The sequence below is a fragment of the Arthrobacter sp. B1805 genome (genome assembly GCF_002929745.1).
Lineage (GTDB): Bacteria > Actinomycetota > Actinomycetes > Actinomycetales > Micrococcaceae > Arthrobacter_D.
This window is the reverse complement of the sequence record NZ_PJIQ01000001.1, coordinates 293,089-317,588: the sequence shown is the minus strand read 5'-3', so window position 1 is coordinate 317,588 and position 24,500 is coordinate 293,089. Positions and strand designations below refer to the sequence as shown.

Genomic DNA, 24,500 nt, shown 5'->3' with positions numbered 1-24,500 from the left:
AAACGGCCAAGCGGACGAAGGCAATGACGAATCGGCACTCCCCCGACACCCGGCTCCTGGTAGAACTCACAAGCCATGCCGACGACCTATCGGAAGCCGCTCACTCGCTGAGCAAGGCGCTGGACAGCGGCGAGGGCTCCGACGTGAGGGAGCCACTGACTTCCCACGCGGTCACAACCTACATGCACCCCACATCCACTCCAACGTCCGCACCCGCCTGGACCAGATGGCCAATTTTCCTGGCGTACCGGCCGAACTCCTCGCCACGCACGAGATGATTCGGAAGTACGGGAACCCGACCGTCGCGCACTCCCAGTTCGATCTGGTCATGCCCCTACCCGTCGCTCTTTTGGGTGGGGCCGATCAGAGATTCCAAGTGTGGGGCATGACAATCGTTCATCCGATGCCTGAAGCGATAGCCATACGGTTCGCCGACCTCCTCACGACGATGGAATCGGTCGTCGACACAGCCATGCAACCCGTGACCGAACGCCTTCGCACGTGAGGAACTTCCGGGATCAGGCGCTTCGGGCGCCGTCCTGTTGTCGTCGTTGGTATTCGCGCCGACTGTACGTAGCTTCACGGATAGCGTCGTCACTGTCGAAGTTGGACCCCAAAGCTCCCGCCGTGATGCCCAATGAGGCGGCCAGCCAGGACAGGCGCGCGTAATCGACCAGAGTGACCGGGTGTCCGAGTTGAGTCTGGAGGTACCCGGAGTCGATGATTGCTAACGCCCCGAACAACAACAGGGTGTGGAGCACCATGTACATCAGAGCGACGCTGAGCCCTACAGTGATCACGGTTGCTGCATTGTCCAGCGAAGTCCGCCCGTGAAATGCCGCGTTGCGTGGTGTGGTCCACAAGCCATTGCGCAGGATGAGCCACCCGCTGAGCGCAGTGATCGCTACCAGGCTGATCAGGGCCAACCGTATCGGATGCAGCGCATCGGCCATCGACCAGATTGAGGTGTAGAAGATACCGAAAGCCCCGGTCGCCGCAGCGGCGGCCACACAACTCGACAACGCGGACAATAGGCGCCCGGGCCGATTGTTGCGCACCATCCCGGCCAGTAGCCTTCCCCGGTTCACCCTCCCAGGGCGGGTGATATAGGAGATATCGTCTGGCCCGGACGGACCCAGTCGATGCAGCGCCCCGAATCCGACCGCGTTGCGGGCAGCCGGCAGGGAAGGGAAATCTCGGGATCCCTCCCGGAGGGAGGAGATCACCGTCGTCAGTAGTTGACAAGTCTTGCTCGTGAGTCGAAAGGCCCCGAGTGCAGGAAGCGAAATCAGTGCCGCGCGGGCGCTGGAGCTCAGTTCACACAGCATTGGTTCCTGAGCTTGAGTGCGGGGCAGGTCGGTGAGGTACACGATGTAATCCCACTCGTGGACGCTCCGCAGGCGTTCGGCTTGCTCCATCAGCGAGATGTTTCCGTCGCTGGTGAGCGGCAATGTCTGCCGGCTCACCTTCACCTCCCACCGCACCTCGGTATCAACATCTCGGGCAAGCTGCCCACTGAGGTCCACTGTCAGGGCCTCGGCAACTTTCTCAGGCAGCCCGGGGTCGGCCATCAATCCGATCCTTGCGGTCTGCGTGTCCATCTGTCCATCATCGGGCATCGAAGCCGATGCCCGCCCCTGACCCATCCCGCCATAGCGCCACCCGTCAGGTCATGACCATGCCTGAGGCTGACATCGTCGACGTCCTGATGATGCTCCGGTGAATCGGCGCGGGAAGTATCTCTCGGTTGTGCCGGCTCTGTTCGAGCAGGCCCGTCGAGTACCGCACCCCGCTCACGAACAGAGATTCCCGCCCCGAAATCACCTGTCTGCGTTGGTGCAGCAGGGTTCTCGACATAACGATTCACGCACATGTACAGAGCCTTGGGCTGCGAGGCCTACGTCGCTCGTGATCGTTGTGCTGACAGGGGATCGCGGGGGTTTTCAACAAGTCGAGGGGGACTTCCGACCATGTCCAGACGTCCGCCTGCACCTCTCTGCGCTCCTTGCTGTGAACGCTCGCTCGCTACGCTGGATGGCAGCCCGGATGCGGTATCCGGCAATGATGACGCTTCACCCGGATCGCCGAACTACGTCAGAAGGAGCATGATCGTGAGCAGCAACCCGCGGAAAGGGGCTACCACCAGTGCCCCCCAGCGTCCAAGCAGGGCAGCGGGAGTCACCGCTGCAGGGAAGTCACGGCTGGCGCTGCCGGTGTTCATTCCAGCGTCGGCGGTGATCGTAGTCTTCGTCGCTTTTGCCCTCATCGCACCGGACACGGCCTCCTCGCTTTTCGCGGGCATCCAGGACAACGTCATCGGCGCATTCGGCTGGTACTACGTGGCCTTGGTGGCCTTCTTCGTCGTGTTCTCCCTCTGGGTCGGATTCAGCCGTTACGGTGACATACGCCTCGGCAAGGACGAGGACAAGCCCGAGTTCTCCACTATGTCCTGGTTCGCGCTCCTGTTCGCGGCAGGCATGGGTATCGGTCTGGTGTTCTGGGGGGTGGCCGAACCGCTGAATCACTTCGCTAGCCCTCGTCCTGGAGTCACCGGTTCCGACATCCAGTTGGGGCAGCAGGCCATCACGCAGACTTTCCTCCACTGGGGACTTCACGCATGGAGCATCTACGTCGTCGTTGGCCTCTCGATCGCCTACGCCGTGCACCGGCGTGCCCGGCCGATCTCGATCCGCTGGACCCTCGAACCACTCCTGGGTGATCGCGTCAGGGGTGGTTGGGGCCACGCGATCGACGTCGTTGCGCTAGTCGGAACCCTGTTCGGAGTCGCGACGTCCCTCGGACTCGGTGTCCTGCAGATTTCCTCCGGCTTGGAGAGTGCCAACATTCTCGCTGCTACCGAGGCGACGCAGGTGGGGCTGATCGTGTGCATCACCACCTTGACCATCGTGTCGGTCGTTTCCGGTGTCGGGAAGGGGATGAAGTGGCTTTCCAACATCAATCTCGTGCTCGCAGCGTTGCTGCTGCTCGTGGTGCTCTTCGCCGGTCCCACCCTCTTCCTCCTGCGTGAGTTCGTCCAATCGATCGGCAATTATCTGCAGAACGTCGTTGGCCTTACATTCAACACGCTGGCGTTCTCCGGCGCGGAAGGTGAGGCCTGGCAGGCGTCCTGGACCACCTTCTATTGGGGTTGGTGGATGTCGTGGGCGCCATTCGTCGGAATCTTCATCGCCCGCATCTCCAAGGGGCGGACGGTACGCGAGTTCGTCGCCGGTGTCCTCCTCGTCCCCACGACGCTCGGATTCCTGTGGTTCTCCGTCATGGGTGGGTCCGCGATCTACCGCGAGATTTTCGGGCAGGGCGGCCTGATCGCCGATGACGGCTCCGTGGACACCGAGAACGCGCTGTTCGGGCTTCTCGGAGACCTTCCCGGCGGTCCGGCGTTGCTGATCGGCGCCATTCTCCTCATTGCCATCTTCTTCATCACCTCGGCCGACTCGGGAGCCCTGGTGATGAGCATGATCTCCACGGGCGGTGACTCGAACCCTCGGAACTGGATCCGCGTCTTCTGGGCTGTCCTTTCAGCGCTGGTCGCCATCGCCCTGCTGTTGGTGGGCAACACCGGACTCAGTTCCATCCAGACCGCGGCCATCCTCACCGCCCTGCCATTCAGCGTCGTCATGCTCCTCATGTGCGTCGCTACCGCCAAAGCATTCCATGGCGAGCACCGGGCCTGGCAGACCGCGCAGCGCAAGGCCGCTGCCGCGGCAATGGCGGACCGCGTCAGCGACCAGGTCAACGAGTCGATGTCGGATCAGGTTGAACGGCAGGTCCAGGAACACCTCGCGGACTACTCCCGGGAGCACGAACCCACAGACGCACCCAGCAACGCCGACACGAGATGAAGGACATCAAGCGTGACCGCGAGCTACACCATGGCCCTGCCCAGCTCGCCTATCCAGGGGAAGGCGACCTCGTCGCGCGGGAAGCTCCTTCCCCCTGGAGCCGCGACGACCCCGATGGTTGCGGCTCCCAGCTATCACAGCTGTCACCGCTGTGACCGCGGTTGTCGTGTTCGCGGGCTATTAGGCCATCCGGTCGGTCACCAACGTCGAATCCTTCGACCTGAGCGCCGGTGGCGATCGCTCCGAGGTAACGGCGGATTATCGGACGGACCGCCTGCAGATCTTGGTACTGGGATCCGATACCAGGAGCGGATTGAAGGGTGACCACGGCTCCGAGGACGACTCTGAGGGGTATGGTCAATTGGACGTCATGATGCTGGTCGACATCTCCGAGGACGATACCGATGTGAACGTCCTGAGTTTCCCGTGCGACCTACTCGTGGATATTCGGTCCTGCACCGATATGCAGAGCGGCCAACACTTCGAGGCACGCTCCGACGCGATGATCAGTAGCGCTATGCAAGACGCCGCACCAGGGTGCGCCGTCGATACGGTGAACGCCGTGACCGGGATCGAAGTGGATCACTTCATGCTGGCAGATCTCGACGCCGTGACAGAGCTTTCAGATGCGGTGGGAGGCGCTGATGTGTGCGTCACTGAGGCCATTGATGAACCTAAATCCGGGCTCAAATTGCCTGCGGGAGCTTCCAGCGTCCAGGGTGAGCAGGGCCCTGGCTTTCCTTTGTGCCCGAGCAGCCTTCGGTGACGGATGTGATCTAGGCAGGATTCGGGCCCAGCATGCCTTCCTTGGTTCGCTGACTCGGAAGATGAGTGACGAGGGAACGCTGCGCAGTCCTCAGCTCCCGTGACGCCCGCCGATGGCACGGCCGACGCAGACGTATCTCCTACGCTGGTCGAGACCCTGCACGACGCCGGCTTCAACGGCACGCAGTACCTACCCGCGCCGTCGACGCCCAGCACAGCGTATGGACGCCCAGAACGGCGTGGAGTCGCTCAGCGCTCAGGACGTGACCGGAACCATCAACCAGACAGCAGATCAGGTGTCCTGCCAGGACACGAACCCTTTCGGTTAAGCGAAGAAAGAGGTCTCGGCTGGGCTGGGACGGGAGGCCGGCGCCGCAGAGGACGCTGCCGTGACTGAAATCCTCTTCCTAGCGCTGCACCCGGGAACGGACACGCTGGAGCACAAGCAGAGCGGCAGAGGCAACGAGGACGACGAGTCCTACATAGAGCAGGAACTTCAGGGTCTCTACAGCAACTCCAATAACCAGCAGAACGAGAGCGATGAGGGCCAGAACGATCAACAGAGGTTTCATACGTCCAGTATGTCCATGCTGCTAGGCCTTTCCCGAATCGTGGGCTTTGTGCCACGCCTCTTCAAGAATGTCGCGTCCGGCGCATGGACCCATGCCCCTCACCCATGCGGTCCTCTGTCGTTTCCAGGTCGGAGCAACAGTGTGGTCGGTGGACTGTTCATCTCGTCTACTGTCGTGCCCGCCAGTGAACTTTTGGGACGGTCCACTTTGCTTGACTGTTACCTCGCACTGTTCCTCTTGATGGCATGACATTCATCGACGGGCCGTTGCCCGAGAGCTCGCACCTGCGCCAGGACATCAACGTTCCCGAGGAAGCGACAGTCACGGAAGCCGATGCAGCTTCGGCGACCAGCAACACGTCGTCCCTGAACTCCGGCCAACAGGTAGCTGGCCTGAGCCCTGTTGACGAGTACCGTCAGGGCGCGAAGGGCGGAGGAGAAGAAAATAAGGGTCAGGCGGCCCCAGAGGAAAGCTAGCTTCTGCTGCAGCTTGGGGCGGTAGGTTCCGGGCGTGCGCCCGATTCACGGGCGACGCCGTCGTCCTGCTGCTGACCTTCATGATCAGTGTCGAACCCGATCGGCCGGTCCTCGACGGCCGACAGCGTCCCACGGGCGCGAGCAGTAGCTAGGTCGATAGCCAGCGGTGCGTCCCGGCCGGGCTTACACGTCCGTCGATTGAAGCAGCTTGTCGGGGTTGCGCACGAGGTAGATGCCGGTGATCTTGCGGTCGTTGTCCAGGGCCACGGCCAGGGTCAGCTCCAACCGGTTCCCGGCGTGGATCAGCACTCCGAGCCCGCCGTTGAGGTTGCCGATGTCTACGCGCATGTGCGGAACCGGGGTCTGAGCGATCTTCAGCAGGAAGGCTGCGATTGGCTCGGCTCCGGTGACCGGTTTGCGCGCGGCTACAACCTTGCCTCCGCCGTCGGAGAGCAGTACCGCCTCCGGGGCCAGCACGTCCATCAATGCTTGAAGATCTCCCGTGATCACGGCAGCTAGAAATGCCTCAAGTACCTCAGCACTGTCTTCGGTTGTAGGTGCGGTGTGGTCGGTTGTGGTGAGGCGGCTGCGCGTCCGGTGGGCGATCTGGCGAACAGCAGCCTGGGTCTTGCCCACAGCGCTGGCGATGGTCTGGTAGGGCAGGCCGAAGACGTCGTGGAGCATGAATACCGCCCGCTGCTCCGGAGTGGCCTGCTGCAGCAGTACGGTCAGGGCGTAGCTGAGTTGCTCCTTGACCAGCAGCTGATGCTCCGGGCTGTCCTCGCGTGCCACTAACGGTTCCGGAAGCCAGGGCCCCGGATAGTCCTCCCGACGTCGGATCGCCGTCCGCACCGCGTTGAGTGCGGTGCGCGTGGCGATCGTGGCCAAATATGCTCGTGGATCACGCACTGCAGACACGTCCACTTCGGCCCAGCGCAGGTACGTCTCCTGAACGACGTCATCAGCGTCAGCTCGGGTGCCGAGGACCTCGTAAGCGATAGCGAAAACCATGGGGCGGTGGGTGACAAACAGTTCGCCCTGTATCGTCATTGTGAGCACGGGTCTCAGCTTAGGGCCACAGGCGGCCCCGACAGCCACGTGTAGGACCCCGGCTCACGAGCTTCTTTGGCCAGCCAGGCGACGGTCATCCGGCAAACCTGTTCCTTGGTCCAGCCGCCGCTTCGGCCGTTCAGGAACCAGCGGCGGGGCGTGTCATCGCGGCGCACGGACTGGACGTACCCGCGCCCGGCGCCCAGGTCCAGGCACTGCATGAGATAGCCGATGTCGATTGCCGGCGGTGCCGTTCCGGCCAGGCGAGCAAGCAAGCTTCCGGCCGCATGAGCTCCCAGCGGGATCGCAGACGCGCACGAGGCGCGCAGATGCCCCCCGGCTGCCCCCTGCACAGCGACTGCATCTCCGGCCCCGAGTATGCGCTCGTGCCCGGGCACGCTGAGGGTCTCATCCACCAGCAATCGGCCGTCCTCGGCCACGGGCAGGCCGCTGTCAGCGGCCAAACTGGGTACAGTCAATCCAACTGTCCAGATTGTCGCCCCGGCAGCAGGCTGGACGTTCCCGCCCGCGTTGACGACAGCTCCTGTGGACGGATCCACTGTTCCATTTTTGACCGTAATGCACAGACGCTCCATGCGACGGGCGACTGCCGGGTGCCCGGTCAGCGGATGCGCTGGACCCGACGGGGCCACCATCGTCATCACCAGATCCGGACGAGATACTGCCACCGCGCAGGCGACTTCCACCCCAGTTGGCCCGGCGCCGGCGATCGTGACCGTCGACCCGGAAGGTAACTCGGCAATCGCCTGCCCGGTGGTTCTTGCGGCCGCATAGTTGGTCACTGACAGAAGCGGTGTGGCCTGCTCCCCGCTCCCAACCGCATAAATCAACCAGTCGAACCGGAGTTCCTTCCGGTCCGCCAGAACGATCGTCCGCTTGTTGACGTCGATGAACACCACCCGGGCCTGCACATGCCGCACCTGCCGGTGCAGCACTTCAGCCCACTCCACACCCACTGAGCCTCGGATCCCAGCGGCTACCTGGTGCAGCCGGATCCGCTCGGTGAACTGCACCCCTGGGTCCACCGATGTCACCTCCAACCCGCGTACGGCACTGCTACCGGCCAGGCGGTTGGCTGCCATCACCCCGGCATACCCACCGCCGACGACTACGACGTTCACCATCTCAAACATGATGCTCTGCTTCCTCTAGAACTTCTGACACCATCAAGACACCGCCCGATCGAACTTTGTGACACGTTGCCACCGGGAAGAGTTGGAACCTCCGGCCCGGGTCCGCGGGCGGACTCGACGCCGATTGAGGCCGACAGCGAGCAGAAGCAGCGCAACGCCAAGGTAGGCCGCCAGGCCAGCGACGCGCTTCGCCACTGTGGCGGCACCTCCCAGCTGTGCAGGCAGATCCCCGACCGTAGGCCACGTCGAAAGGATGGTCCACACTGCGACGTTCTCGCCGTAGTCGAGCACGGTCATCGCGACTGCGGGGATCAGCAGCAGACGCCACCCGCGGCCAGGCAAGCGCCGGACCAATAGGGCCGACAGGAGCAGCAAGGCCAAGCCACAGACCAGCGGGTACACGAGGTCGAGCAGTTCCAACCGGACGTAGGCGGCCCGCCCGTCAGCGCCGCAGGACATCACCAGATCGCGTGCATCCGCAGCGGTCCAATGGCCCCCTACATCCAAGGCGCTGCGCCCGCCGCAGGCTTGCGGAACCGCGCCGACCAGGCCCGGCCAACCGAACATGGCCAGGGCGCTGACCCCGAAAAGAACCCAGACAGCTACGACCCTTCCCCCGTGGCTCATCACAACCCAGGCATTCATCACCTGCAATGCTACGATTTCGTAATACTTTCTCATAGGAGGAATGGTGCGAGATCGCAGCAATACTGTCAAGGGTGCCGGTCCGTCGAACCTGCTCTTCGACACCTGGCTCACGGCCCGCGCTGCAATAGCACTGCTGGATGATGCGCTGGCCGGCACTGGTCTTGATGCCGAGGACTTCGCCGTCTATTCCGTCCTGCGCCAAGCCGGCGAGATCAGCCCGGGCGAACTCGCTCGATGGATGTCCACCCCGGCAACAACCGTGTCCAGCTACGTCAAGCGACTGGTCGCGCGCGGCCACGTCCAGCAGGTTCCACACCCGAAGGATCGTAGGTCCTACCGCATCACGCTCACCGAAGCAGGACAGGACGCTCACGCCACGGCAGGCCGGCACTTCCTGCCCGCCCTAGCCGCCGTAGAGGCAGCCCTCCCCCAACCCACTACCGATGTACAGCAGGCACTACAGAACCTGCACACCGCGATCGCCGCGGCCAGCGGAAGGGCCCTGTGACGAGGCGACCGCATTCGCCGCACCAAAAAGAAATCACTGGTGGTACTCCTGTCTGGCGGGCGTGCCCTGTGCCGCGACTTGCTGTTCTACCCTCGACATTCGGTGGTGATACTCTCCGATAGTGAAGATATCTGAACTGGGCCAGCGAGCGGGCATCCCGCTGTCGGCCCTCAAGTACTACCAGCGTGAGGGATTGTTGCCTGAGGGCATCCGGTCCTCCCCGAACCAGACCAGCTACGGCGAAGCGCATGTGCAACGAGTGCACCTCATTCGGGCTCTGCTGCAGACAGGCGGGCTCTCGGTCGCTGCCACCAAAGACGTCATCGCCGTGCTCGATGCTCCAGACGCGCCGATCGCCGAGACTTTTCGCGTGGCTCAGCACGCCATGGGCACTCCGCGCACGACGGAATTGACCCCGAGCCCTGCCGCGCGGGAGAGAATCCTGGCTCTTGCTCGGGAGCAGGAATGGTGCATCGCCAATGACAACCCGGGTATCGACACGGCGGCGCGCGCGCTGGAAGGGCTCGAAGCGATCGGGTTCGACGCACCGGCCGACTATCTCGGTGCCTACGCGGCTGCGGCTGCCGAAGCCGCAGGCGCTGACCTGCGCGCTCTCGCCAGCCTCGATGAACCCGACAAGGTGGCGGAACTGATGGTCGTGGGCACGGTGCTCGGTGACCCGCTCTTCGCCGGACTCCGGCGCCTCGCTCACGAGGATGCCACCACAGCACTGTTCCCTGTCGATGACACGAATGGAAAACAGCCATGACCACGACCGCATCCCATGTGGTTCTAGGAGGCAACGGCGTCATCGGTCGCGAGACCCTCCGCGCCCTGTGCGAGCTCGGGGAAAGGCCGGCCTCCGTCGGTCGGCGCCCATCCACCCTGACCGGAGTGCACCCAGTTGTCATCGACCTCCTCCGCGCCTCCGACGTCAGCCGAGCCCTGCGCGGTGCTGATGTCGCGTACCTCACCGCCGGCCTTCCCTACTCCTCGCGAATCTGGGCGGAACAATGGCCGGTCATAGTGGACAACACCATCGCCGCAGCCACAGAGCACGGCACGCATCTGGTCTACTTCGACAACGTCTACGCCTACGGGCTCGTCGACGGAGTCATGACCGAGACGACCCCGCGTGCGCCGCAGTCCAGGAAGGGCCGCGTACGCGCCGACGCCTTGAAAGCTCTCGACCATGCGGCCACCCGGGGGCTCACCGTCACCGTAGGCCGAAGCGCCGACTTCTACGGACCAGCCGCGTCGACCAGCGTGTTCAACACCTTTGCTCTCGACAGGATCCGCGCGGGCAGGACCGGTACCTGGCTGTTCGACGCCGACCAACCGCATTCCCTGACCTATACCCCTGACATCGGCAAGGCACTGGCCATCCTCGGTACGACGGCGGCGGGGTGCGGCCAGACCTGGCACCTGCCGACCGCACCGGCTCTCACCGGTCGCCAGTACATCGAGCTCGCGGCGGGCACCGAGGCACGCACTGCCGTGATGGGCAGTGCGACGATGCGCCTCGGCGCCCTGTTCAACCCCGCCGCTCGCGAGGCCCTCGAAATGGCTTACCAGAACACCAACCCCTATGTGTTCGACTCGAGTTCCTTCGAACGGAGCTTCGGGGTGTCCCCGACACCGATCGCTTCGGGCATCGCAGAATCACTCGCCGCCACCCGGACGAGGTGACTTCCATGCTCCGTCGAGCGTACGACTGGCACCGCCCACTGATGAGCGTCGTGGTCCTCATGGCCGTCTGCGCGGTAACCAGCATCGTGGGCCTCATGGTGGACTCCCGCGAGATTCTCGGCGCACCCGCGTGGGCCAAGCCGCTGAAATTCTCACTGTCGATACTGCTCTACAGCCTGACCTGGGCGTGGTTCATCGCTCGCTTGCCCCGGTGGCGCCGACCGGCGCACATCCTCGGCACCGTGATCGCCGTGACGCTTGTCATCGAGCAGGTATTGATCACCTGGGCTGCCGCCAGCGGCACCACGAGCCACTTCAACGTCTCCAGCGCGCTTCACACCGCCGTGTGGGCGACCATGGCCGCGGCCATCACGACCATGTACCTCTGCACCCTCGTCACCTCGGCAGCCGTCTTCTTCCTGCGCCTGCCCACGGCGTCGGCCACCTTCGCGGTGCGTGCCGGGATCGTCGTCGCACTGGCCGGAATCGGGGTCGCTTTCCTGATGACCAGCCCCACCGCCGCCCAACTGAGCGATCCGGCCGGAATCATCGGAGCCCATGCGGTCGGCGTCGCCGACGGCGGGCCGGGCCTTCCCCTCCTGGGTTGGAGTATCCAGGGCGGCGACTACCGCGTCGCGCATTTCATCGGGATGCACGCGCTCCAGGTCCTCCCGCTTCTCGCCCTCGGGCTCGACGCCGCAGGAAGGCGCGCACGTCCCCTTGCTCCGCCGCAGGTCCAGCTGAGGCTGGTCATCGCCGCTTCGGCAGCCTATTCGGCAGCACTGGTCTTGCTGACGCTGCAGGCCGCCGCTGGGGAATCTGTCGTCCGACCGACCGGTCCCTTCCTGGCCGGAGGCTGGGGAATCGTGATCGCGTTCGTCATAACAGCCGGCATCGTCTTAGCCAGGCAATCCGCAGCGCCGAGCGACCTGCCGGGTCAAGCACCGCCCTCCGTGCTGAGCGCGAGGGTGGAGAGCTGAGCAACTAGTCGACTGGAGCAAGAGTTCACGCGAATTCCTCACGCCAGCGGCTGGTGCTGTAGAGCCGCCACCGGCAACGCGCAGGCCATCATCGACCCGCTGCCGTGAACGATTGTCCTTCAGCCGACACCTGCCCGGTATTTCCCCGCGCGCCGCTCCAACCGGTCGGCCGTGGGCAGATCGTTCACCCGGGCCAGCTCGTACTCGATGGCGGCAGCCATGCGCTCACAGAACGCCCGCCCTTCGTCCGCGGCGTCGGGCCGTTCGTCGACGAGGTGGTCCACGACTCCCCGCTCGAGGAGCACACCGACTTTCACACCCTGACTCTCGGCCATGTCAGCGGCCCTGTCCACGGTTCGGTACATGATGGCGCTCGCGCCCTCGGGCGGAAGCGGCGAAAGCCATGCATGCTGGGCCGCGATGGTGCTGTCCGCCGGCAGCAGTGCGAGCGCACCACCACCTGCGCCCTGCCCGAGCAGCACCGAGACGGACGGTGAGGCGAGGCCGATGAGGTCGTGCAGAGAGCGGGCGATCTCCCCGGCCAGCCCGCCCTCCTCCGCTTCCTTGGACAGGTCCGCGCCGGCGGTGTCGATGACCGTGAGCAGGGGCAACCCGAGCTCCTCTGCGAGCTTCATGCCGCGGCGGGCTTCCCGGAGGGACGCCGGGCCCATGACCGAGTCACCCGGATGGCGCGGCCGCTGGTGACCCAGGACCACACAGGGCTGGTTCCCGAAACGCGCCAGCGCCAGGAGGAGGCCCGGATCCTTTTCGCCCTGCCCCGTCCCGTTGAGTGGCAGGACGTCGCGGGCACCATGAGCGAGCAGGCGGCGGAGGTCGGGCCGACGGCGATTGCGGGAGATGAGGATCGACTCCCACGCGGTATGTGCACCAGGCCGGACAGTGACCGTCGACGGTGGCTCGGGCGGCTCCGAGGCATCCGCGAGGAGGATGGTGAGCGCTTTGTCCACGATGCCCGCGAGCTGTTCGGGCGGGACCACGGCGTCGATGAGTCCTTTGTCGAACAGGTTCTCGGCGGTCTGCACTCCGGACGGGAACGGCTCTCCGTACAGTGCTTCGTAGACTCGGGGACCCAGGAACCCGAGCAGGGCTCCGGGCTCGGCGACAGTGACATGGCCGAGGGATCCCCAGGACGCCATGACCCCTCCCGTCGTCGGGTGACGCAGGTACACCAGATAGGGCAGGCCCGCTTGCCGATGCCCGCGTACGGCCCCGGTGATGTCCACCATCGAGAGGAAAGCGGGAGTCCCCTCCTGCATCCGGGTTCCACCCGACGCGGGGCCGGCCAGCAGGGGCAGTCTCTCAGCCGTAGCCCGGCGGATGGCCGCAGCGATGCGGTGGGCGGCGACACTGCCGATGGACCCTGCCAGGAAGGTGAACTCCGACACGATCACAGCGACCCTGCGCCCGTGAATGAGGCCCTCCCCCGTCAGCACCGACTCGTCCACCCCGCTCTTCTCCCGGGCGTACCGCAATTCGTCCTCGTACGCCGGGCTCGCACCGAGGTAGGACTTCGGTCCTGGGTCGTCCCACGAGGTGAAGGACCCGGCATCGAGCACGGCGCTGATGAGCTCGCTGGCCGAGAGATGGCGCACCCGGCTGTCCGTGCTCAAGCCTCCGCACCCCCGGGGGTCGGCTGGGCGAGCCAGGCGCGGATGGCGTCGCCGTCGCCGTCGAGCAGGGGTGGTGAGGTGTGGCTGGTGAGCGTGGTCTCGGCTGCACCGTCGAAGAAGCGCAGCGGCGGCCCGGGCAGGGCGATGTCCCCGAGGACGGGGTGCTGCACGGTGAGCAGAAGGCCCTGCGAGTGGACCTGGTCCCACGCGTACACCTCATCGAGCGTCCGGACCTTACCGGCGGGGATCCCGGCTTCATTGAGCTTCGCGAGCAGCGGCTCGGCCTCGTAGGCCGAGAAGGCGTCCTCGACGACGCCGATCAGCAGGTCGCGGTTCCGCACCCGGTCGGCATTCGTCGCGAACTCCGGCCTGCCTGCATCGACGCCGAACGCCTCTGCGAAGGTTGCCCACAGTTTCTCGCTGCCCACGCTGATCTGGACTTTGCCACCACGGCAGTTGAAGAGCCCGTACGGGGCGATGGAGGGGTGGTGGTTGCCCTGCGCCTGCGGCACCTCGCCGGCGACCGTGGTGCGCGTCCCTTGAAAGGCATGGACGCCGATGATCGCGGCGAGCAACGAAGTGCGCACCACCTGCCCGCGGCCCGTCCGCTCGCGCTCGAGCAGGGCGGCGACTGCTCCGTACGCGCCGTACATGCCGGACAGCAGGTCCGCGATGGGCACGCCGACCCGCTGCGGATTGTCGGGGTCCGGCCCGGTGACGGACATGAGCCCGGCCTCACCCTGGACGATCTGGTCGTACCCGCTGCGCTTGGCCTCCGGGCCGTCATGTCCGAAGCCGGTGATGGAGAGGATGACGAGCCCCGGGTTGAGCTCGAGCATGGCGTCCGTGGAGAACCCGAGACGGTCGAGGACCCCGGGTCGGAAGTTCTCGACGACGACGTCCGCGCGACGCAGCAACTCGGTCAGGACGGACCTCCCGTCGTCACTCTTCAGGTCGAGGGCGATGGACTCCTTGTTCCTGTTGCAGGACAGGAAATAGGTGGCCTGCCGATCATTGTCCGGCCCCACGAAGGGCGGACCCCACCCGCGGGTGTCGTCCCCGGTGCCCGGGGTCTCGACCTTGATCACGCGCGCCCCCAGATCGCCTAGCATCATGCCCGCGTGCGGGCCGGCCAGGGCCCGGCTGAGGTCGACGACGAGCCGTCCTGCCAGCGGGCCCCCGCGTGTGCCCTCGGGTGCGGTTCTCTCGGTGGTCATGTTTCCTCCGGGTTCAGTCGAATCGGTGTGTGACAGCTCGGCTCACAGCCAGCCCGGCACCACGAGGATGAGCCAGGCGATGATCGGACCGGCCACCACGACGATGGCGCCGTAGCCGAGGATCTGCTTGTAGAAGCGGTCCTTGTCCGTGCCCTCGGGCGCGTTGGCCAGCACGAGTGCGCCGTTGGTGGAGAACGGTGACACGTCCACGATCGTGGAGGACACCGCGAGGGCGCAGACCACGCCGACGGCGCCCACGGCACCGGTCTCGAGGAACGGAATGGCCAACGGGATGAGTGCCGCGAGGATGGCCGTCGAGGACGCGAAAGCGGAGACGACGGCTCCGATGTAGCAGATCAGCAACGCCGCGAGCAGGGGCATGCCGAGGCCGGCGACGCCGTCGGACACGTACTCGATGGTGCCCGCGGCCTCCAGGACGCCGACGAAGGTGAGCATGCCGCAGATGAGCAGGACGGTGGACCAGGCGATCTTGTTGACGGCGCCGCTCTGGGCCTTGGGGGAGATCAGCGCGAGGATGACCGCGACGGTGATGGCGACGAACCCGACGTCGACCTTGAAGCCGAGGGCGATGACGGCGAGGGCGATGAGGCCGAGGACGGTGGCCGTCTGCGAGATGCGGTCCTCGCGTGTTCTGGTGGCGACGACGCCATCGCCTGCGGGATCGCGTGGACCGTAGGTTCCGCTGCCGGAGCCCTTGTAGGCGACGTCGGCCCTGCGGGCACCGGGGCTCGCCTTGAGCCGTGCCTCGGCTGCTTCCTCGACGAACTGGGAGATCCGCGAGGACATGAGCTTGCGTCCGCCGAGGACGGTGAAGAGTACGACGGCGATGAGCACGTTGAAGATGAAACTCGACAGGAACACGGCCAGCGGGCTCGACTCGAAGCCCGACTCACCGACGATGTCGTTGACGATCACGCCGTACACCGCGATGGGCGAGAAGCCGCCGGCCTGGGCGCCGTGGACCACCATCATGCCCATGAGTAGCGGCGAGATCTTGTGGCGGGCAGCGAATCCGAGCGCGACGGGCGCCATGATGGCGACGGCTGCGGGGCCGAGGGCACCGACAGCGGTGATGACGGCCGTGATGAAGAACATGACCCAGGGGATGAGGGCCACACGGTTGCGGACGAGTTTCACCGCTCCCTGGACGAGCAGATCGATGGTGCCGTTGTTCTGCGCGATGGCGAACAGGTAGGTCACCCCGACGAGGGTGAGGAACAGCCCGCCGGGGAACTCCGCGATGATGTCGTCGGTCTCCATGCCCAGGAAGACAGCACCGAGCAGGAAGGCCCCGACGAAGGCGAGGGCTCCCATGTTGATGGGCAGCAGGGTTGCTATCAGGAACATCGCCGCGAGGATGATGATCGATAGGAGGGGAGCGGACATCGTTATCCTTCGGCAGCGGGGGTCATGTCGGTCCTGTGACGTGTAGCACAGGTTCAGTGGCCTAGCCTGTAGGAGAGCAGGCGCGCTTGTCAATCCGCTGCTAGTACCATTGGTCCACTATGAATCGGGGAGATCCAGGATGACCGATGCCACTGGCCCTCAGCTGCTGGGGCGCCTCGCCCGCCCGCGGCTCTACGAGCAGCTCGTCGAACAGCTCCTGGGTTACATCGAGTCGGCCAAGCTACGGCCCGGAGACCTCCTTCCGGCCGAGCGCGAACTGGCCGAGCGGCTCGGCGTCTCTCGGGCCACGCTTGCACAGGCACTGGTAGCCCTGGAAGTCCTTGGCGTCATCGACGTACAGCACGGCACCGGAGCCGTGCTGCGTCACCGCGCCAGCGTCGCGAGCGTCATCAAGGGACTCCGTGAGCACCGCAGCCGCCTCCCCGACATCGTCGAGGCGCGCAGCACCCTTGAAGTGAGGCTTGCGGCACTCGCGGCAGAGCGGCGCACCGATGAAGACCTCACCGCGATCGACCAGGCGCTCGAGACGATGCAGGCGGAGATCGACGACGGCGACCGCGGCGCCCACGGCGACGAACTGTTCCACCAGGCCGTCACCGGCGCCGCACACTCCCCCGTCATGGCTCAACTGATGGCGTTCATCGGGGAGATGGTGCTCGAGACGCGTCTCGAATCCCTCGCACAGCCCGGCCGGCCCGAGCAGTCCCTGACGTCGCACCGCGATATCGCCGAAGCCATCCGGGTTCAGGACGCGACAGCCGCGGCAGCAGCGATGCAACGCCACATCGAGCTCGTGTCCGATGTCGCACTGCTCGAATAGCCCGACCATGGCGTGAAGCATTGGGCGCCGCGGGTCGCCACGGACGGATTCCTACGCGACCCCTTCGCGAGGAAAGACTTGGTCCAGGTAGGCGCCGAGCAGCCGCGGGCTGAAGGGCTTCGGCATGAAGTGGTTCGATCCCGCAGCAAGGCATTGATCAGCGGTGAGCAACGGCGGCCGGGCGGAGATCGTGAGGATATGTGCGTCCGTCCGGGCCCTGAGGATGGAACACAGGTCGATGCCATCCATGTCGGGCAGGTTGAGGTCCAGCGTGATCAGCTGCGGATCCGCCTCGGCGAGGAGCCGCTGCCCCTCCGCACCGGTGATGGCCTCGTGCACCGTGAACCCGCGCGAGGACAGGACGATGACGAGCAGTTGGCGGATATCGGCGTCGTCCTCGATCACGAGGACGGTCCGTTGCCGCCCGTCTGCCTCAGCGCTCAGCCCCATCGACATCGTTTCCCCCGATCAGCAGCAACCTTACCGTCCGGTGCCCGCCCGCTCCACCCCGCCAGCACCGCGGCTCGCTAGAGGTGACGGAGGTAGCGGTCCGGGGAGTCGAGGAAGGCTTGCCAGTTCCTGACGAGGTCCAGGTCCTCCCACTTCACGCTGCGGAGGCCCCACGGCCCGACGTCGAGGATGCGGGCGCCCGGCAACCGCGCGAGCAGTGGCGAATGGGTGGACATGACCACCTGGGACGTACCCGACGCAAGGAGCTCCTGCAGCGCGGCAAGGAGAGCGAGGCAGCCGGAGAACGAGAGTGCGGACTCGGGCTCGTCGAGCAGCCACAGGCCGGGCCCGTTGAAGCGATCCCCGATCAGGGACAGGAAGGATTCGCCGTGCGACATCTCGTGGAAGGGCACGTCCATCCGGCTCATGCTGGGGTTCGCCTCCAGATAGCTGTAGAACCCGTGCATCGTCTCGGCGCGGAGGAAATAGCCCCGGCGGGACGTGCCCGGGTTGCGGATCAGCTGCAGGTGATCGGCCAGCGGAGACTCGGTGATCCGAGTGCTGTGCCTGGCACCGGTCGAGCCGCCTTCGGGCGACAGGCCGTAGGCGAGCGCCAGGGCCTCGACGATGGTCGACTTCCCCGACCCGTTCTCGCCCACGAGGACCGTGGCCGGGCCGAGGTCCAGTCCCTCGTCCAGCAGTTGACGGACGGGCTGCAGGGTCGCGGGCCAGGCGTCGCGGCGCGCCGCATGGAGGGGATGCTCGACGACCCGACGGACGGGAAAGCGCTTCAGCTGCACCCGCCCAGTCTTGCAGGCGCCGGCCACATTCATGGGCGACAGGAAGGGCGGCTCAGGGCACCCCGTCCGCTTCCTGTCCGGCGTGGCCGCCGTTCCGCTGCCGGTGCGCGCCCGGGCCATGATCGACCGCCGCCCGGGCGACGACGTCGTCCAGCTCGTCGAGCGTCAGCAGGTCCCTGCGAAGATGCCGGGTCCGATATCCTGCGCGGCCCACCATGTGCGCCGACACCGGACTCGTCAGCAGTTGGAACACCCAGCACAGCACCAGCAGCGGCACCAGCACCCAGCTCTCGAACTCGACGGCGAGTGCGAGGAGGAGAAGGAGCAGACCGAGGACCTGCGGTTTGGTCGCGGCGTGCATGCGGGAGAGGAGGTCGGGGAAGCGCACGAGTCCGACGGCGGCGGCGAGGGACAGGAGTGCCCCGCTGATGAGGAGGACGGAGACGACGACGTCGTTGACCACGGTGCTACTTCCTGTCCGTCACGAAGCGGGCCACGGTGACCGACCCGATGAATCCGATCACCGAGACCGTGACGAGCAGGATCAGGTTGTCGAGGTGCCGGTTCACGATCATGTTCAGCACGAGGGCGGCACCTATGATCGCGAGGACGACGTCGAGCGCGAGCACACGATCGAGGATCGAGGGACCACGCACCGCCCGGTACAGCGCCAGGGTGGCCGCGAGGGACAATATTCCTCCTGCTACATATGCCACGATCATCACTGTTCCGCCCTCTCTCTCCGAAGCGCCGCCAGGTCCTGGCCGCTTCCCATGATGCGGATGAGCCATGCCTCCGTCGCGCGCACGTCGCGGCGGACGGCGTCGGCGTCCTCGGCCGAGGCGATATTGAGGCAGTGGAGGTAGAGCGTCGACGTCGAGCGATCCACCTCGAGCACGAGCGAGCCCGGGATGAGCGAGATCGCGTGGCCCGTCGCCGTGACGAGGAAGTCCGAGTGGCTGCGTAGCTGAACGGCGACCACGGCGTTCCGGAGCGTCGGTCCCTTGCTCACGGCGAGCCAGAAGACCTGCAGGCTCGCGGTGACCAGCTTGACGAGGAATCGCCCGAGGAACGGCACCACCCACAGGACGTTGAACCGGCCCGTCAGCTCGACAGGCGGGAGGTAGAAGAAGTTCACGACGGCGTACGCGATGATCGCGCCGAAGACCAGGGTGCCCGGGCCGAAGTCCTGCCAGAGCGCGCCCCAGACGAGGACGAGCCAGATGACGAGCGGCAGTTCGGTGATGAGCGGAATGCGCTGGCGGCTCATTCGTCCGCCCCCGCCCCGAGGACCGCCTCGATGTACGGTGTGCGGTCCAGCATCTCCTGCGCTGCATCGTCGCTCAGGGCGAACAGCGGTCCTGCGAGGAACGTCAGGGCCAACCCGAGTGCCACGAGCCCGATGGTGGGGCCGATCATGGTGCCCGGCAGCAGCGTCACGGGATCCTTGCCCGCGAATCGTCCGGTGCCCTCGCCCGTGACGTGCCGCGAAGTACCCACACTGGAGCCGTCCGCCTTGCTGGCCAGCAGGATCGGATCGGGGTCCTCCGCGTCGGCGGGGTTGCGCCAGAACGCACGGTTCCACACGCGCGCCATGACCAGGAGCGTCAGCAGGCTGGTGAGCACTCCCCCGGCGACCAGCACATAGGCGAGTGGCGTGCCGAGGTCCACGCCCGCCTGGATGAGCCCGAGCTTCCCGAGGAATCCGGAGAACGGCGGGATTCCGGCGAGGTTCATGGCCGGCAGGAAGAACAGGATGCCCAGGAGGGGCGACAGTTTCGCAAGCCCTCCGAGGCGGTCGACGTTCGCCGTGCCTCCACGGCGCTCGATGAGTCCCGTGACGAGGAAGAGGCTCGTCTGCACGGTGATGTGGTGGGCCACGTAGTAGACCGCCGCGCCGAGACCGATGCGCGAGGAGATCGCCAGTCCGAAGACCATGTAGCCGATGTGGCTGACGAGCGTGAAGGACAGGAGCCTCTTGATGTCCGACTGCGCCAGGGCGCCGAGGATCCCCACCACCATCGTCAGCAGCGCGACCACCATCAGGAGGGAGTTGATGCGGTCGCCCGGGAAGAGCAGTGTCTCGACGCGCACCATCGCGTAGACGCCGACCTTGGTCAGCAGCCCTGCGAACACCGCCGTGACGGGTGCGGGCGCCGTCGGGTAGGAATCCGGGAGCCAGAAGGACAGCGGAAAGACGGCGGCCTTGATGCCGAAGGCCACCAGCAGCATCAGGTGCAGCACCATCTGTGTGGCTGGGTCGACGTCCTCGAGCTTCACGGCGAGGTCCGCCATGGAGATGGTGCCGGTCGCACCGTAGATCATCCCGATGGCGATCAGGAACAGCATCGAGGACACCACGCTGACGACGACGTACGTGACGCCCGCCCGGATGCGCGGCGCCGTCCCGCCCAGCGTCATGAGGACGTAGCTCGCGGTCAGCAGGATCTCGAAGCCGACGTACAGGTTGAAGAGGTCACCCGTGAGGAACGCGTTCGACACCCCGGCCACGAGGATGAGGTAGGTGGGATGGAAGATCGACACCGGCCCGTCCTCGTCGCCGTCGGCCATGCCCTGGCCCGCCGCGTAGATCAGCACGGACAGGCTGACCGCGGACGAGACCACGAGCATGAGCGCCGAGAACTGGTCCACCACGAGCACGATGCCGAACGGCGGCTCCCAGCCGCCGAGCTTCACGGCATGCGTTCCCGCGCCGGGCGCGGCCAGGAGCATCACGACCTCGATGAGCAGCGTCACGCTGAGTGTCGTGATGCTCACGGCCCGCTGCGCACGCGAGTGCCGGATCAGGATGAAGGTGACCGCAGCTCCGAGGAACGGCAGGACGACGGCGAGCGGCGCGAGGTCGGCGGCGATCATCGAACTCCCCGTTCCGCCGGCCCCGTGCCGGCATCACGGCCCGGGCGCGCGGAGGCATCCTCGTCGTCGTTGAATTCGGTCGTGTCGGCTGCGATGTCGGCGTCGTCCTCGTAGTCGTAGCTGTCCTGGTCGGCGACGCGGCGATCCTCGGGATCGTCCTGGACGTCGTCCTCCCGGCCGAGCACCCACGAGCGGTAGATGATGCCCAGCATGAACGCCGTGACGGCGAACGTGATGACGATCGCCGTCAGGATCAGGGCCTGGGGCAGGCTGTCGGTGTACTCCTCGGGGGCCGTTCCCGCGACGTAGAGCGGCGACTTCCCGCCGTCTCCGCTCATGGCGAGGATGAGGATGTTCGCTCCGTTGCCCATGAGGATCAGGCCGAGCAGCACCCGTGTCAGGCTGCGCTCGAGCAGCAGGTAGATCCCGGCGGCGAAGAAGGCGGCCATGAGCACGATCAGGGTGATGTCGACGGTCACCGCGTTCATGGCCGGACTCCTTCGACGGCGGGCGGCACGAGTGCATCCGGCCCGGGGGCCTCCTCGACCGGCCCTTGGGACTCGCTGCGCTCGTCGATCTCGGACCCGAGGCTGCGCAGGACGTCCAGGACGAGCCCGACGACGACGACGTAGACGCCGATGTCGAAGATGGTCGAGGTCACGAACTTCACGTCGCCGAAGACCGGCAGCCGGAACTCGAGGATGTAGCTCTCGAGGACCGCTCCGCCCACCAGGAGGGGCGCGGCGGCCGTGAGCGAGACGGTCGCGAGCCCGATGCCCAGCAGCGCACCCGCGCTGACGGGACTTGCCTCGGCGAGTTCGAACCGGCCGCCGGCCAGGTAGCGGATGGCCAGGGCGAGGCCCGCCATGAGCCCGCCCGCGAATCCGCCGCCGGGCAGGTTGTGGCCGGCGACCAGGAGGTAGATCGACAGGACGATCATGGTGTGGAACAGCAGGCGCGTGACGACCTCGAAGACGATCGACCGCCGTTCGGGTGCAAGGGTCCTCCCGGCCACGAGCCAGGGGTCGCGTGAGACGTCGGCGAAGCGGGCAGCGAGGTCGCGCGCGGCACGCTCCCGGCCCCCGGCGTTCAGCGGCTCCTGCCCCCGGTCCACCGAACCGTCCTCCACGCCGTCGGCCCTGCGCCGCTTGTCCCCCCGGCCACGGATGAAGATCAGGCTCGCTATACCGGTGGCGGCGATGGCCAGGACGGTGATCTCACCGAAGGTGTCCCACGCGCGGATGTCCACCAGCAGGACGTTGACGGCATTGGCACCGCCGCCGTCGTCATAGGCCATCTCGGGGTACGCGACCGAGATGGGTGCTGCGTTCCGGGACGCCATGGCCGACATCGCGATGATCGCCATGATGCCGCCGAATGCGATCCCGAGGCTCGCGCGGAGCAGCCTGTGGCGGCTCTCGGCACGGTTCCAGAGGCGGGCCGGCAAGGACCGCAGGGCGAGGACGAAGGCCACCAGCACGATGGTCTCCACGAGCATCTGGGTGAGGGCGAGATCGGGCGCCCCGTGGAGGGCGTAGATGATGGCCATGCCGTAGCCCGTGATGCCGACCATGAGGACCGCCATGAAGCGCTTGTTCGAGCGCAGCGCCGCGAGGATGCCCACGAGGATGACACCCGCGACGACGACCTGCGCCGGGGACTGCGCCACCCGGAAGTCGGAGGGTAGCGGCGCGTCGAAGATGATCAGGGCCGTCAGGGGCGTGACGACCGCTGTCGTCAGGATCACGAAGAGGTAGAAGGACAGCGAGCCGCGCTGCGTGCGGCCGGTGATCCAGACGGCGACGTCGTCGAGGACACCGATCACGGAGCGGTACACCACCTCCGCCTCGCGGGAAGCCGGCAGGCGACCCTGCAGCCGTTCGAACGGTGCGCGCACCAGGTACAGGGCGGTGCCCGCACCGATGGTGAGTACGGAGAGCAGCAGCGGGAGGCCGAAACCGTGCCACAGGGCGAGGTGCGGGGTATCACCGCCCGACGGGAAGAGCGTGGCGTAGGGCTGGATCACGGCATCGAGCGGCACGGGCCACAGGCCGAAGACGACCGAGGCGACGGCGAGCACGGCGGGCGCGAGTAGGAACGTCGCCCGCACACGCTCGAACGGCGTCTGCGGCTTCCCGTGCTTCAGCGCGAAGGCACCCCAGACGAAACGGGCGCTGTAGGCGAAGGTGAGGATGGACCCGATCACGATTCCGCCCAGCAGCAGAGTGCCTGCGACACCGTCCTCGGCGCGATGCGCGAACGCCTCGAACACCGATTCCTTGGCCACGAAGCCCAGCAGGGGCGGGACACCCGCCATGGAGCCGGCGGCGATGACGGCCACCGCGAAGAGGACCGGCGAGGCGGCGCCCACTCCTGACAGCACCCGGAGATCGCGAGTCCCGGACTGGTGGTCGATGATGCCGACCACCAGGAAGAGCGTGGCCTTGAAGAAGCCGTGAGCCAGCAGGAGCCCGAGCCCGGCCACGGCGCCGTCGGGCCCGCCCAGCCCGACAACCATCGTCAGGAAGCCGAGCTGACTCACGGTTCCGTAAGCGAGGACGAGTTTCAGGTCGAACTGGCGCAGCGCACGCCATCCGCCGAGCAGCATCGTGGCCATGCCGAGCACGAGGATCACGGGGTGCCACAGCGCTGTCTCGCTGAAACCCGGGGCGAAGCGGGCCACGAGGAACACTCCGGCCTTCACCATGGCGGCGGTGTGGAGGTACGCGCTGACGGGTGTGGGTGCCGCCATGGCGCCGGGCAGCCAGAAGTGGAACGGCACGAGCGCGGACTTGGTGATCGCCCCCACCAGGACCAGAGCTATGGCGACGTCGACCAGGGTCCCACGCGCGGTGAGCGCCTCGGCGTCGGCCGTGATCTCCGACATGCGGTACGTCCCGGCCTCCTCACCGAGCATCACGAGGCCCACGAGCATGGCAAGGCCACCGAAGGTCGTGATGATCAGGGCCTGCAGCGCCGAGCGCCTGGCCGAGAGCCGGTGCCGCGAATAGCCGATGAGGAGGTAGGAAAGGATCGTCGTGAGTTCCCAGAAGATGAACATCAGGATCAGGTCATCCGCCGTGACCAGCCCGACCATGGACGCCGCGAAGGCGAGCAGTTGAGCCCCGAAGGCGCCGACATCGGGGTCGTCGCTCTTGAAGTAGCGCGCGCAGTAGAAGAGCACCAGGGCCCCGACGCCGAGAATCAGGATGCACAGCACGGCGGCGAGGGCGTCGAGCCGGAAGGCGAGCTCGAGCTGCAGGCTCGGAATCCAGGGAACCACGATCGACGGTGGCGCACCGGGCCGGCCGTGGAGCGCGCCCTGGTCCGCAGCGAGGACCCGCGGCAGCTGCACCATCAGCCAGGCGAAACCGGCTGCGGGCGCTGCGGCAAGGACGAAGAAGGCGGACCTGCCGAGCCGGGAGAAGATGACGGGCGCCCCGAGTGCCAGCGCGAACATCGCTATCAGCACGGTGAGCATGTCAGTCTCGATCTTCCACTGGGGGTCGGTCGGGCTACCACCAGTCTATCGAAGCAATTGGTTCGACCTTCCACCTCCCGCCCGCACGGTC

At 66.3% G+C, this 24,500-nt stretch carries 25 protein-coding genes; 9 read left to right on the top strand and 16 right to left on the bottom strand.

The features are described 5' to 3' along the window. The first annotated feature begins 226 nt into the window (after nucleotides 1-226). Nucleotides 227-505 carry a hypothetical protein gene (locus tag CXQ96_RS01630; RefSeq protein ID WP_104116270.1) on the top strand — a complete coding sequence of 93 codons (279 nt, stop codon included), beginning with the start codon at nucleotides 227-229 and terminating at the stop codon, nucleotides 503-505. Between the two features lie 13 nt (nucleotides 506-518). Here the strand turns inward: CXQ96_RS01630 and CXQ96_RS01625 are convergent, their stop codons facing one another. Next, nucleotides 519-1,601 (bottom strand): hypothetical protein, encoded by a 1,083-nt coding sequence (locus CXQ96_RS01625; protein ID WP_104116269.1) that lies wholly within the window; start codon nucleotides 1,599-1,601, stop codon nucleotides 519-521. Nucleotides 1,602-2,213: 612 nt separating this feature from the next. Here CXQ96_RS01625 and CXQ96_RS01620 point away from each other — a divergent pair. After that, nucleotides 2,214-3,863 (top strand): BCCT family transporter, encoded by a 1,650-nt coding sequence (locus tag CXQ96_RS01620; protein WP_258058769.1) that lies wholly within the window; start codon nucleotides 2,214-2,216, stop codon nucleotides 3,861-3,863. 313 nt (nucleotides 3,864-4,176) lie between these two features. Further along, entirely contained in the window at nucleotides 4,177-4,629 is a 453-nt protein-coding gene (locus CXQ96_RS01615; protein WP_258058722.1) for an LCP family protein, read from the top strand. 406 nt (nucleotides 4,630-5,035) lie between these two features. On the opposite strand, the gene CXQ96_RS18280 is transcribed toward CXQ96_RS01615, so the two are convergent. Continuing rightward, nucleotides 5,036-5,200, bottom strand: coding sequence for a hypothetical protein (locus CXQ96_RS18280; RefSeq protein ID WP_181036323.1), 165 nt, complete (start codon nucleotides 5,198-5,200; stop codon nucleotides 5,036-5,038). Between the two features lie 245 nt (nucleotides 5,201-5,445). Here CXQ96_RS18280 and CXQ96_RS01610 point away from each other — a divergent pair, with 245 nt between their 5' ends. Next, complete coding sequence (locus CXQ96_RS01610) at nucleotides 5,446-5,676, top strand: hypothetical protein (protein ID WP_104116267.1); 231 nt, start codon at nucleotides 5,446-5,448, stop codon at nucleotides 5,674-5,676. A gap of 183 nt (nucleotides 5,677-5,859) precedes the next feature. On the opposite strand, the gene sigJ is transcribed toward CXQ96_RS01610, so the two are convergent. The 3 genes from sigJ to CXQ96_RS01595 are packed head-to-tail and all read right to left on the bottom strand — an operon-like array spanning nucleotide 5,860 to nucleotide 8,561. Beyond that, the gene (gene sigJ / locus CXQ96_RS01605; RefSeq protein ID WP_104116266.1) at nucleotides 5,860-6,726 is read right to left on the bottom strand and encodes an RNA polymerase sigma factor SigJ; all 867 of its coding nucleotides are present in this window, start codon (nucleotides 6,724-6,726) and stop codon (nucleotides 5,860-5,862) included. A 14-nt stretch (nucleotides 6,727-6,740) separates the two neighbouring features. Then, nucleotides 6,741-7,880, bottom strand: coding sequence for an NAD(P)/FAD-dependent oxidoreductase (locus CXQ96_RS01600; RefSeq protein ID WP_104116265.1), 1,140 nt, complete (start codon nucleotides 7,878-7,880; stop codon nucleotides 6,741-6,743). A 33-nt stretch (nucleotides 7,881-7,913) separates the two neighbouring features. After that, nucleotides 7,914-8,561, bottom strand: coding sequence for a hypothetical protein (locus CXQ96_RS01595; protein WP_104116264.1), 648 nt, complete (start codon nucleotides 8,559-8,561; stop codon nucleotides 7,914-7,916). A 10-nt stretch (nucleotides 8,562-8,571) separates the two neighbouring features. Here CXQ96_RS01595 and CXQ96_RS01590 point away from each other — a divergent pair, with 10 nt between their 5' ends. The 4 genes from CXQ96_RS01590 to CXQ96_RS01575 all read left to right on the top strand — a co-directional run bounded on the left by CXQ96_RS01590 (nucleotide 8,572) and on the right by CXQ96_RS01575 (nucleotide 11,705). Then, a complete protein-coding gene (locus tag CXQ96_RS01590; RefSeq protein ID WP_181036322.1) occupies nucleotides 8,572-9,036 on the top strand; it encodes a MarR family winged helix-turn-helix transcriptional regulator in 465 nt (154 codons plus the stop codon). A gap of 121 nt (nucleotides 9,037-9,157) precedes the next feature. After that, entirely contained in the window at nucleotides 9,158-9,805 is a 648-nt protein-coding gene (locus tag CXQ96_RS01585) for a MerR family transcriptional regulator (protein WP_104116262.1), read from the top strand. Next, on the top strand, nucleotides 9,802-10,725 hold the full coding sequence (locus CXQ96_RS01580; RefSeq protein WP_104116261.1) for an NAD(P)H-binding protein: 924 nt from the start codon (nucleotides 9,802-9,804) through the stop codon (nucleotides 10,723-10,725). The genes CXQ96_RS01585 and CXQ96_RS01580 overlap by 4 nt, the downstream gene beginning before the upstream one ends. 5 nt (nucleotides 10,726-10,730) lie before the next feature. Further along, complete coding sequence (locus CXQ96_RS01575; RefSeq protein WP_181036321.1) at nucleotides 10,731-11,705, top strand: hypothetical protein; 975 nt, start codon at nucleotides 10,731-10,733, stop codon at nucleotides 11,703-11,705. 119 nt (nucleotides 11,706-11,824) lie between these two features. Here the strand turns inward: CXQ96_RS01575 and CXQ96_RS01570 are convergent, their stop codons facing one another. Genes CXQ96_RS01570 through CXQ96_RS01560 form a run of 3 tightly spaced genes read right to left on the bottom strand, consistent with a single transcriptional unit; the run spans nucleotide 11,825 to nucleotide 15,960 of the window. Continuing rightward, nucleotides 11,825-13,336 carry a carboxyl transferase domain-containing protein gene (locus CXQ96_RS01570; RefSeq protein WP_104116260.1) on the bottom strand — a complete coding sequence of 504 codons (1,512 nt, stop codon included), beginning with the start codon at nucleotides 13,334-13,336 and terminating at the stop codon, nucleotides 11,825-11,827. Further along, nucleotides 13,333-14,553 carry a CaiB/BaiF CoA-transferase family protein gene (locus CXQ96_RS01565; protein ID WP_104116259.1) on the bottom strand — a complete coding sequence of 407 codons (1,221 nt, stop codon included), beginning with the start codon at nucleotides 14,551-14,553 and terminating at the stop codon, nucleotides 13,333-13,335. The genes CXQ96_RS01570 and CXQ96_RS01565 overlap by 4 nt, the downstream gene beginning before the upstream one ends. A 42-nt stretch (nucleotides 14,554-14,595) precedes the next feature. Beyond that, the gene (locus CXQ96_RS01560; protein ID WP_104116258.1) at nucleotides 14,596-15,960 is read right to left on the bottom strand and encodes an SLC13 family permease; all 1,365 of its coding nucleotides are present in this window, start codon (nucleotides 15,958-15,960) and stop codon (nucleotides 14,596-14,598) included. 139 nt (nucleotides 15,961-16,099) lie between these two features. Here CXQ96_RS01560 and CXQ96_RS01555 point away from each other — a divergent pair, with 139 nt between their 5' ends. Continuing rightward, nucleotides 16,100-16,801 carry a FadR/GntR family transcriptional regulator gene (locus tag CXQ96_RS01555; protein WP_104116257.1) on the top strand — a complete coding sequence of 234 codons (702 nt, stop codon included), beginning with the start codon at nucleotides 16,100-16,102 and terminating at the stop codon, nucleotides 16,799-16,801. A gap of 51 nt (nucleotides 16,802-16,852) precedes the next feature. On the opposite strand, the gene CXQ96_RS01550 is transcribed toward CXQ96_RS01555, so the two are convergent. The 8 genes from CXQ96_RS01550 to CXQ96_RS01515 form a co-directional block, all read right to left on the bottom strand. Beyond that, on the bottom strand, nucleotides 16,853-17,251 hold the full coding sequence (locus CXQ96_RS01550; RefSeq protein WP_181036320.1) for a response regulator transcription factor: 399 nt from the start codon (nucleotides 17,249-17,251) through the stop codon (nucleotides 16,853-16,855). 77 nt (nucleotides 17,252-17,328) lie between these two features. Beyond that, on the bottom strand, nucleotides 17,329-18,051 hold the full coding sequence (locus CXQ96_RS01545; RefSeq protein ID WP_258058721.1) for an AAA family ATPase: 723 nt from the start codon (nucleotides 18,049-18,051) through the stop codon (nucleotides 17,329-17,331). Between the two features lie 52 nt (nucleotides 18,052-18,103). Then, nucleotides 18,104-18,514, bottom strand: coding sequence for a monovalent cation/H(+) antiporter subunit G (gene mnhG / locus CXQ96_RS01540; RefSeq protein ID WP_104116254.1), 411 nt, complete (start codon nucleotides 18,512-18,514; stop codon nucleotides 18,104-18,106). A 4-nt stretch (nucleotides 18,515-18,518) separates the two neighbouring features. Continuing rightward, nucleotides 18,519-18,773: a monovalent cation/H+ antiporter complex subunit F gene (locus CXQ96_RS01535; RefSeq protein ID WP_104116253.1), complete on the bottom strand. Its 255-nt coding sequence runs from the start codon at nucleotides 18,771-18,773 to the stop codon at nucleotides 18,519-18,521. Further along, a complete protein-coding gene (locus CXQ96_RS01530; RefSeq protein WP_104116252.1) occupies nucleotides 18,773-19,321 on the bottom strand; it encodes a Na+/H+ antiporter subunit E in 549 nt (182 codons plus the stop codon). The genes CXQ96_RS01535 and CXQ96_RS01530 overlap by 1 nt, the downstream gene beginning before the upstream one ends. Next, on the bottom strand, nucleotides 19,318-20,928 hold the full coding sequence (locus tag CXQ96_RS01525; protein WP_104116251.1) for a Na+/H+ antiporter subunit D: 1,611 nt from the start codon (nucleotides 20,926-20,928) through the stop codon (nucleotides 19,318-19,320). The genes CXQ96_RS01530 and CXQ96_RS01525 overlap by 4 nt, the downstream gene beginning before the upstream one ends. Next, nucleotides 20,925-21,416, bottom strand: a complete 492-nt coding sequence (locus CXQ96_RS01520; RefSeq protein WP_308662320.1) for a Na(+)/H(+) antiporter subunit C — start codon at nucleotides 21,414-21,416, stop codon at nucleotides 20,925-20,927. Before CXQ96_RS01520 ends, CXQ96_RS01525 begins: the two co-directional genes overlap by 4 nt. Then, the gene (locus CXQ96_RS01515; protein ID WP_104116250.1) at nucleotides 21,413-24,409 is read right to left on the bottom strand and encodes a Na+/H+ antiporter subunit A; all 2,997 of its coding nucleotides are present in this window, start codon (nucleotides 24,407-24,409) and stop codon (nucleotides 21,413-21,415) included. The genes CXQ96_RS01520 and CXQ96_RS01515 overlap by 4 nt, the downstream gene beginning before the upstream one ends. Nucleotides 24,410-24,500 lie beyond the last annotated feature (91 nt).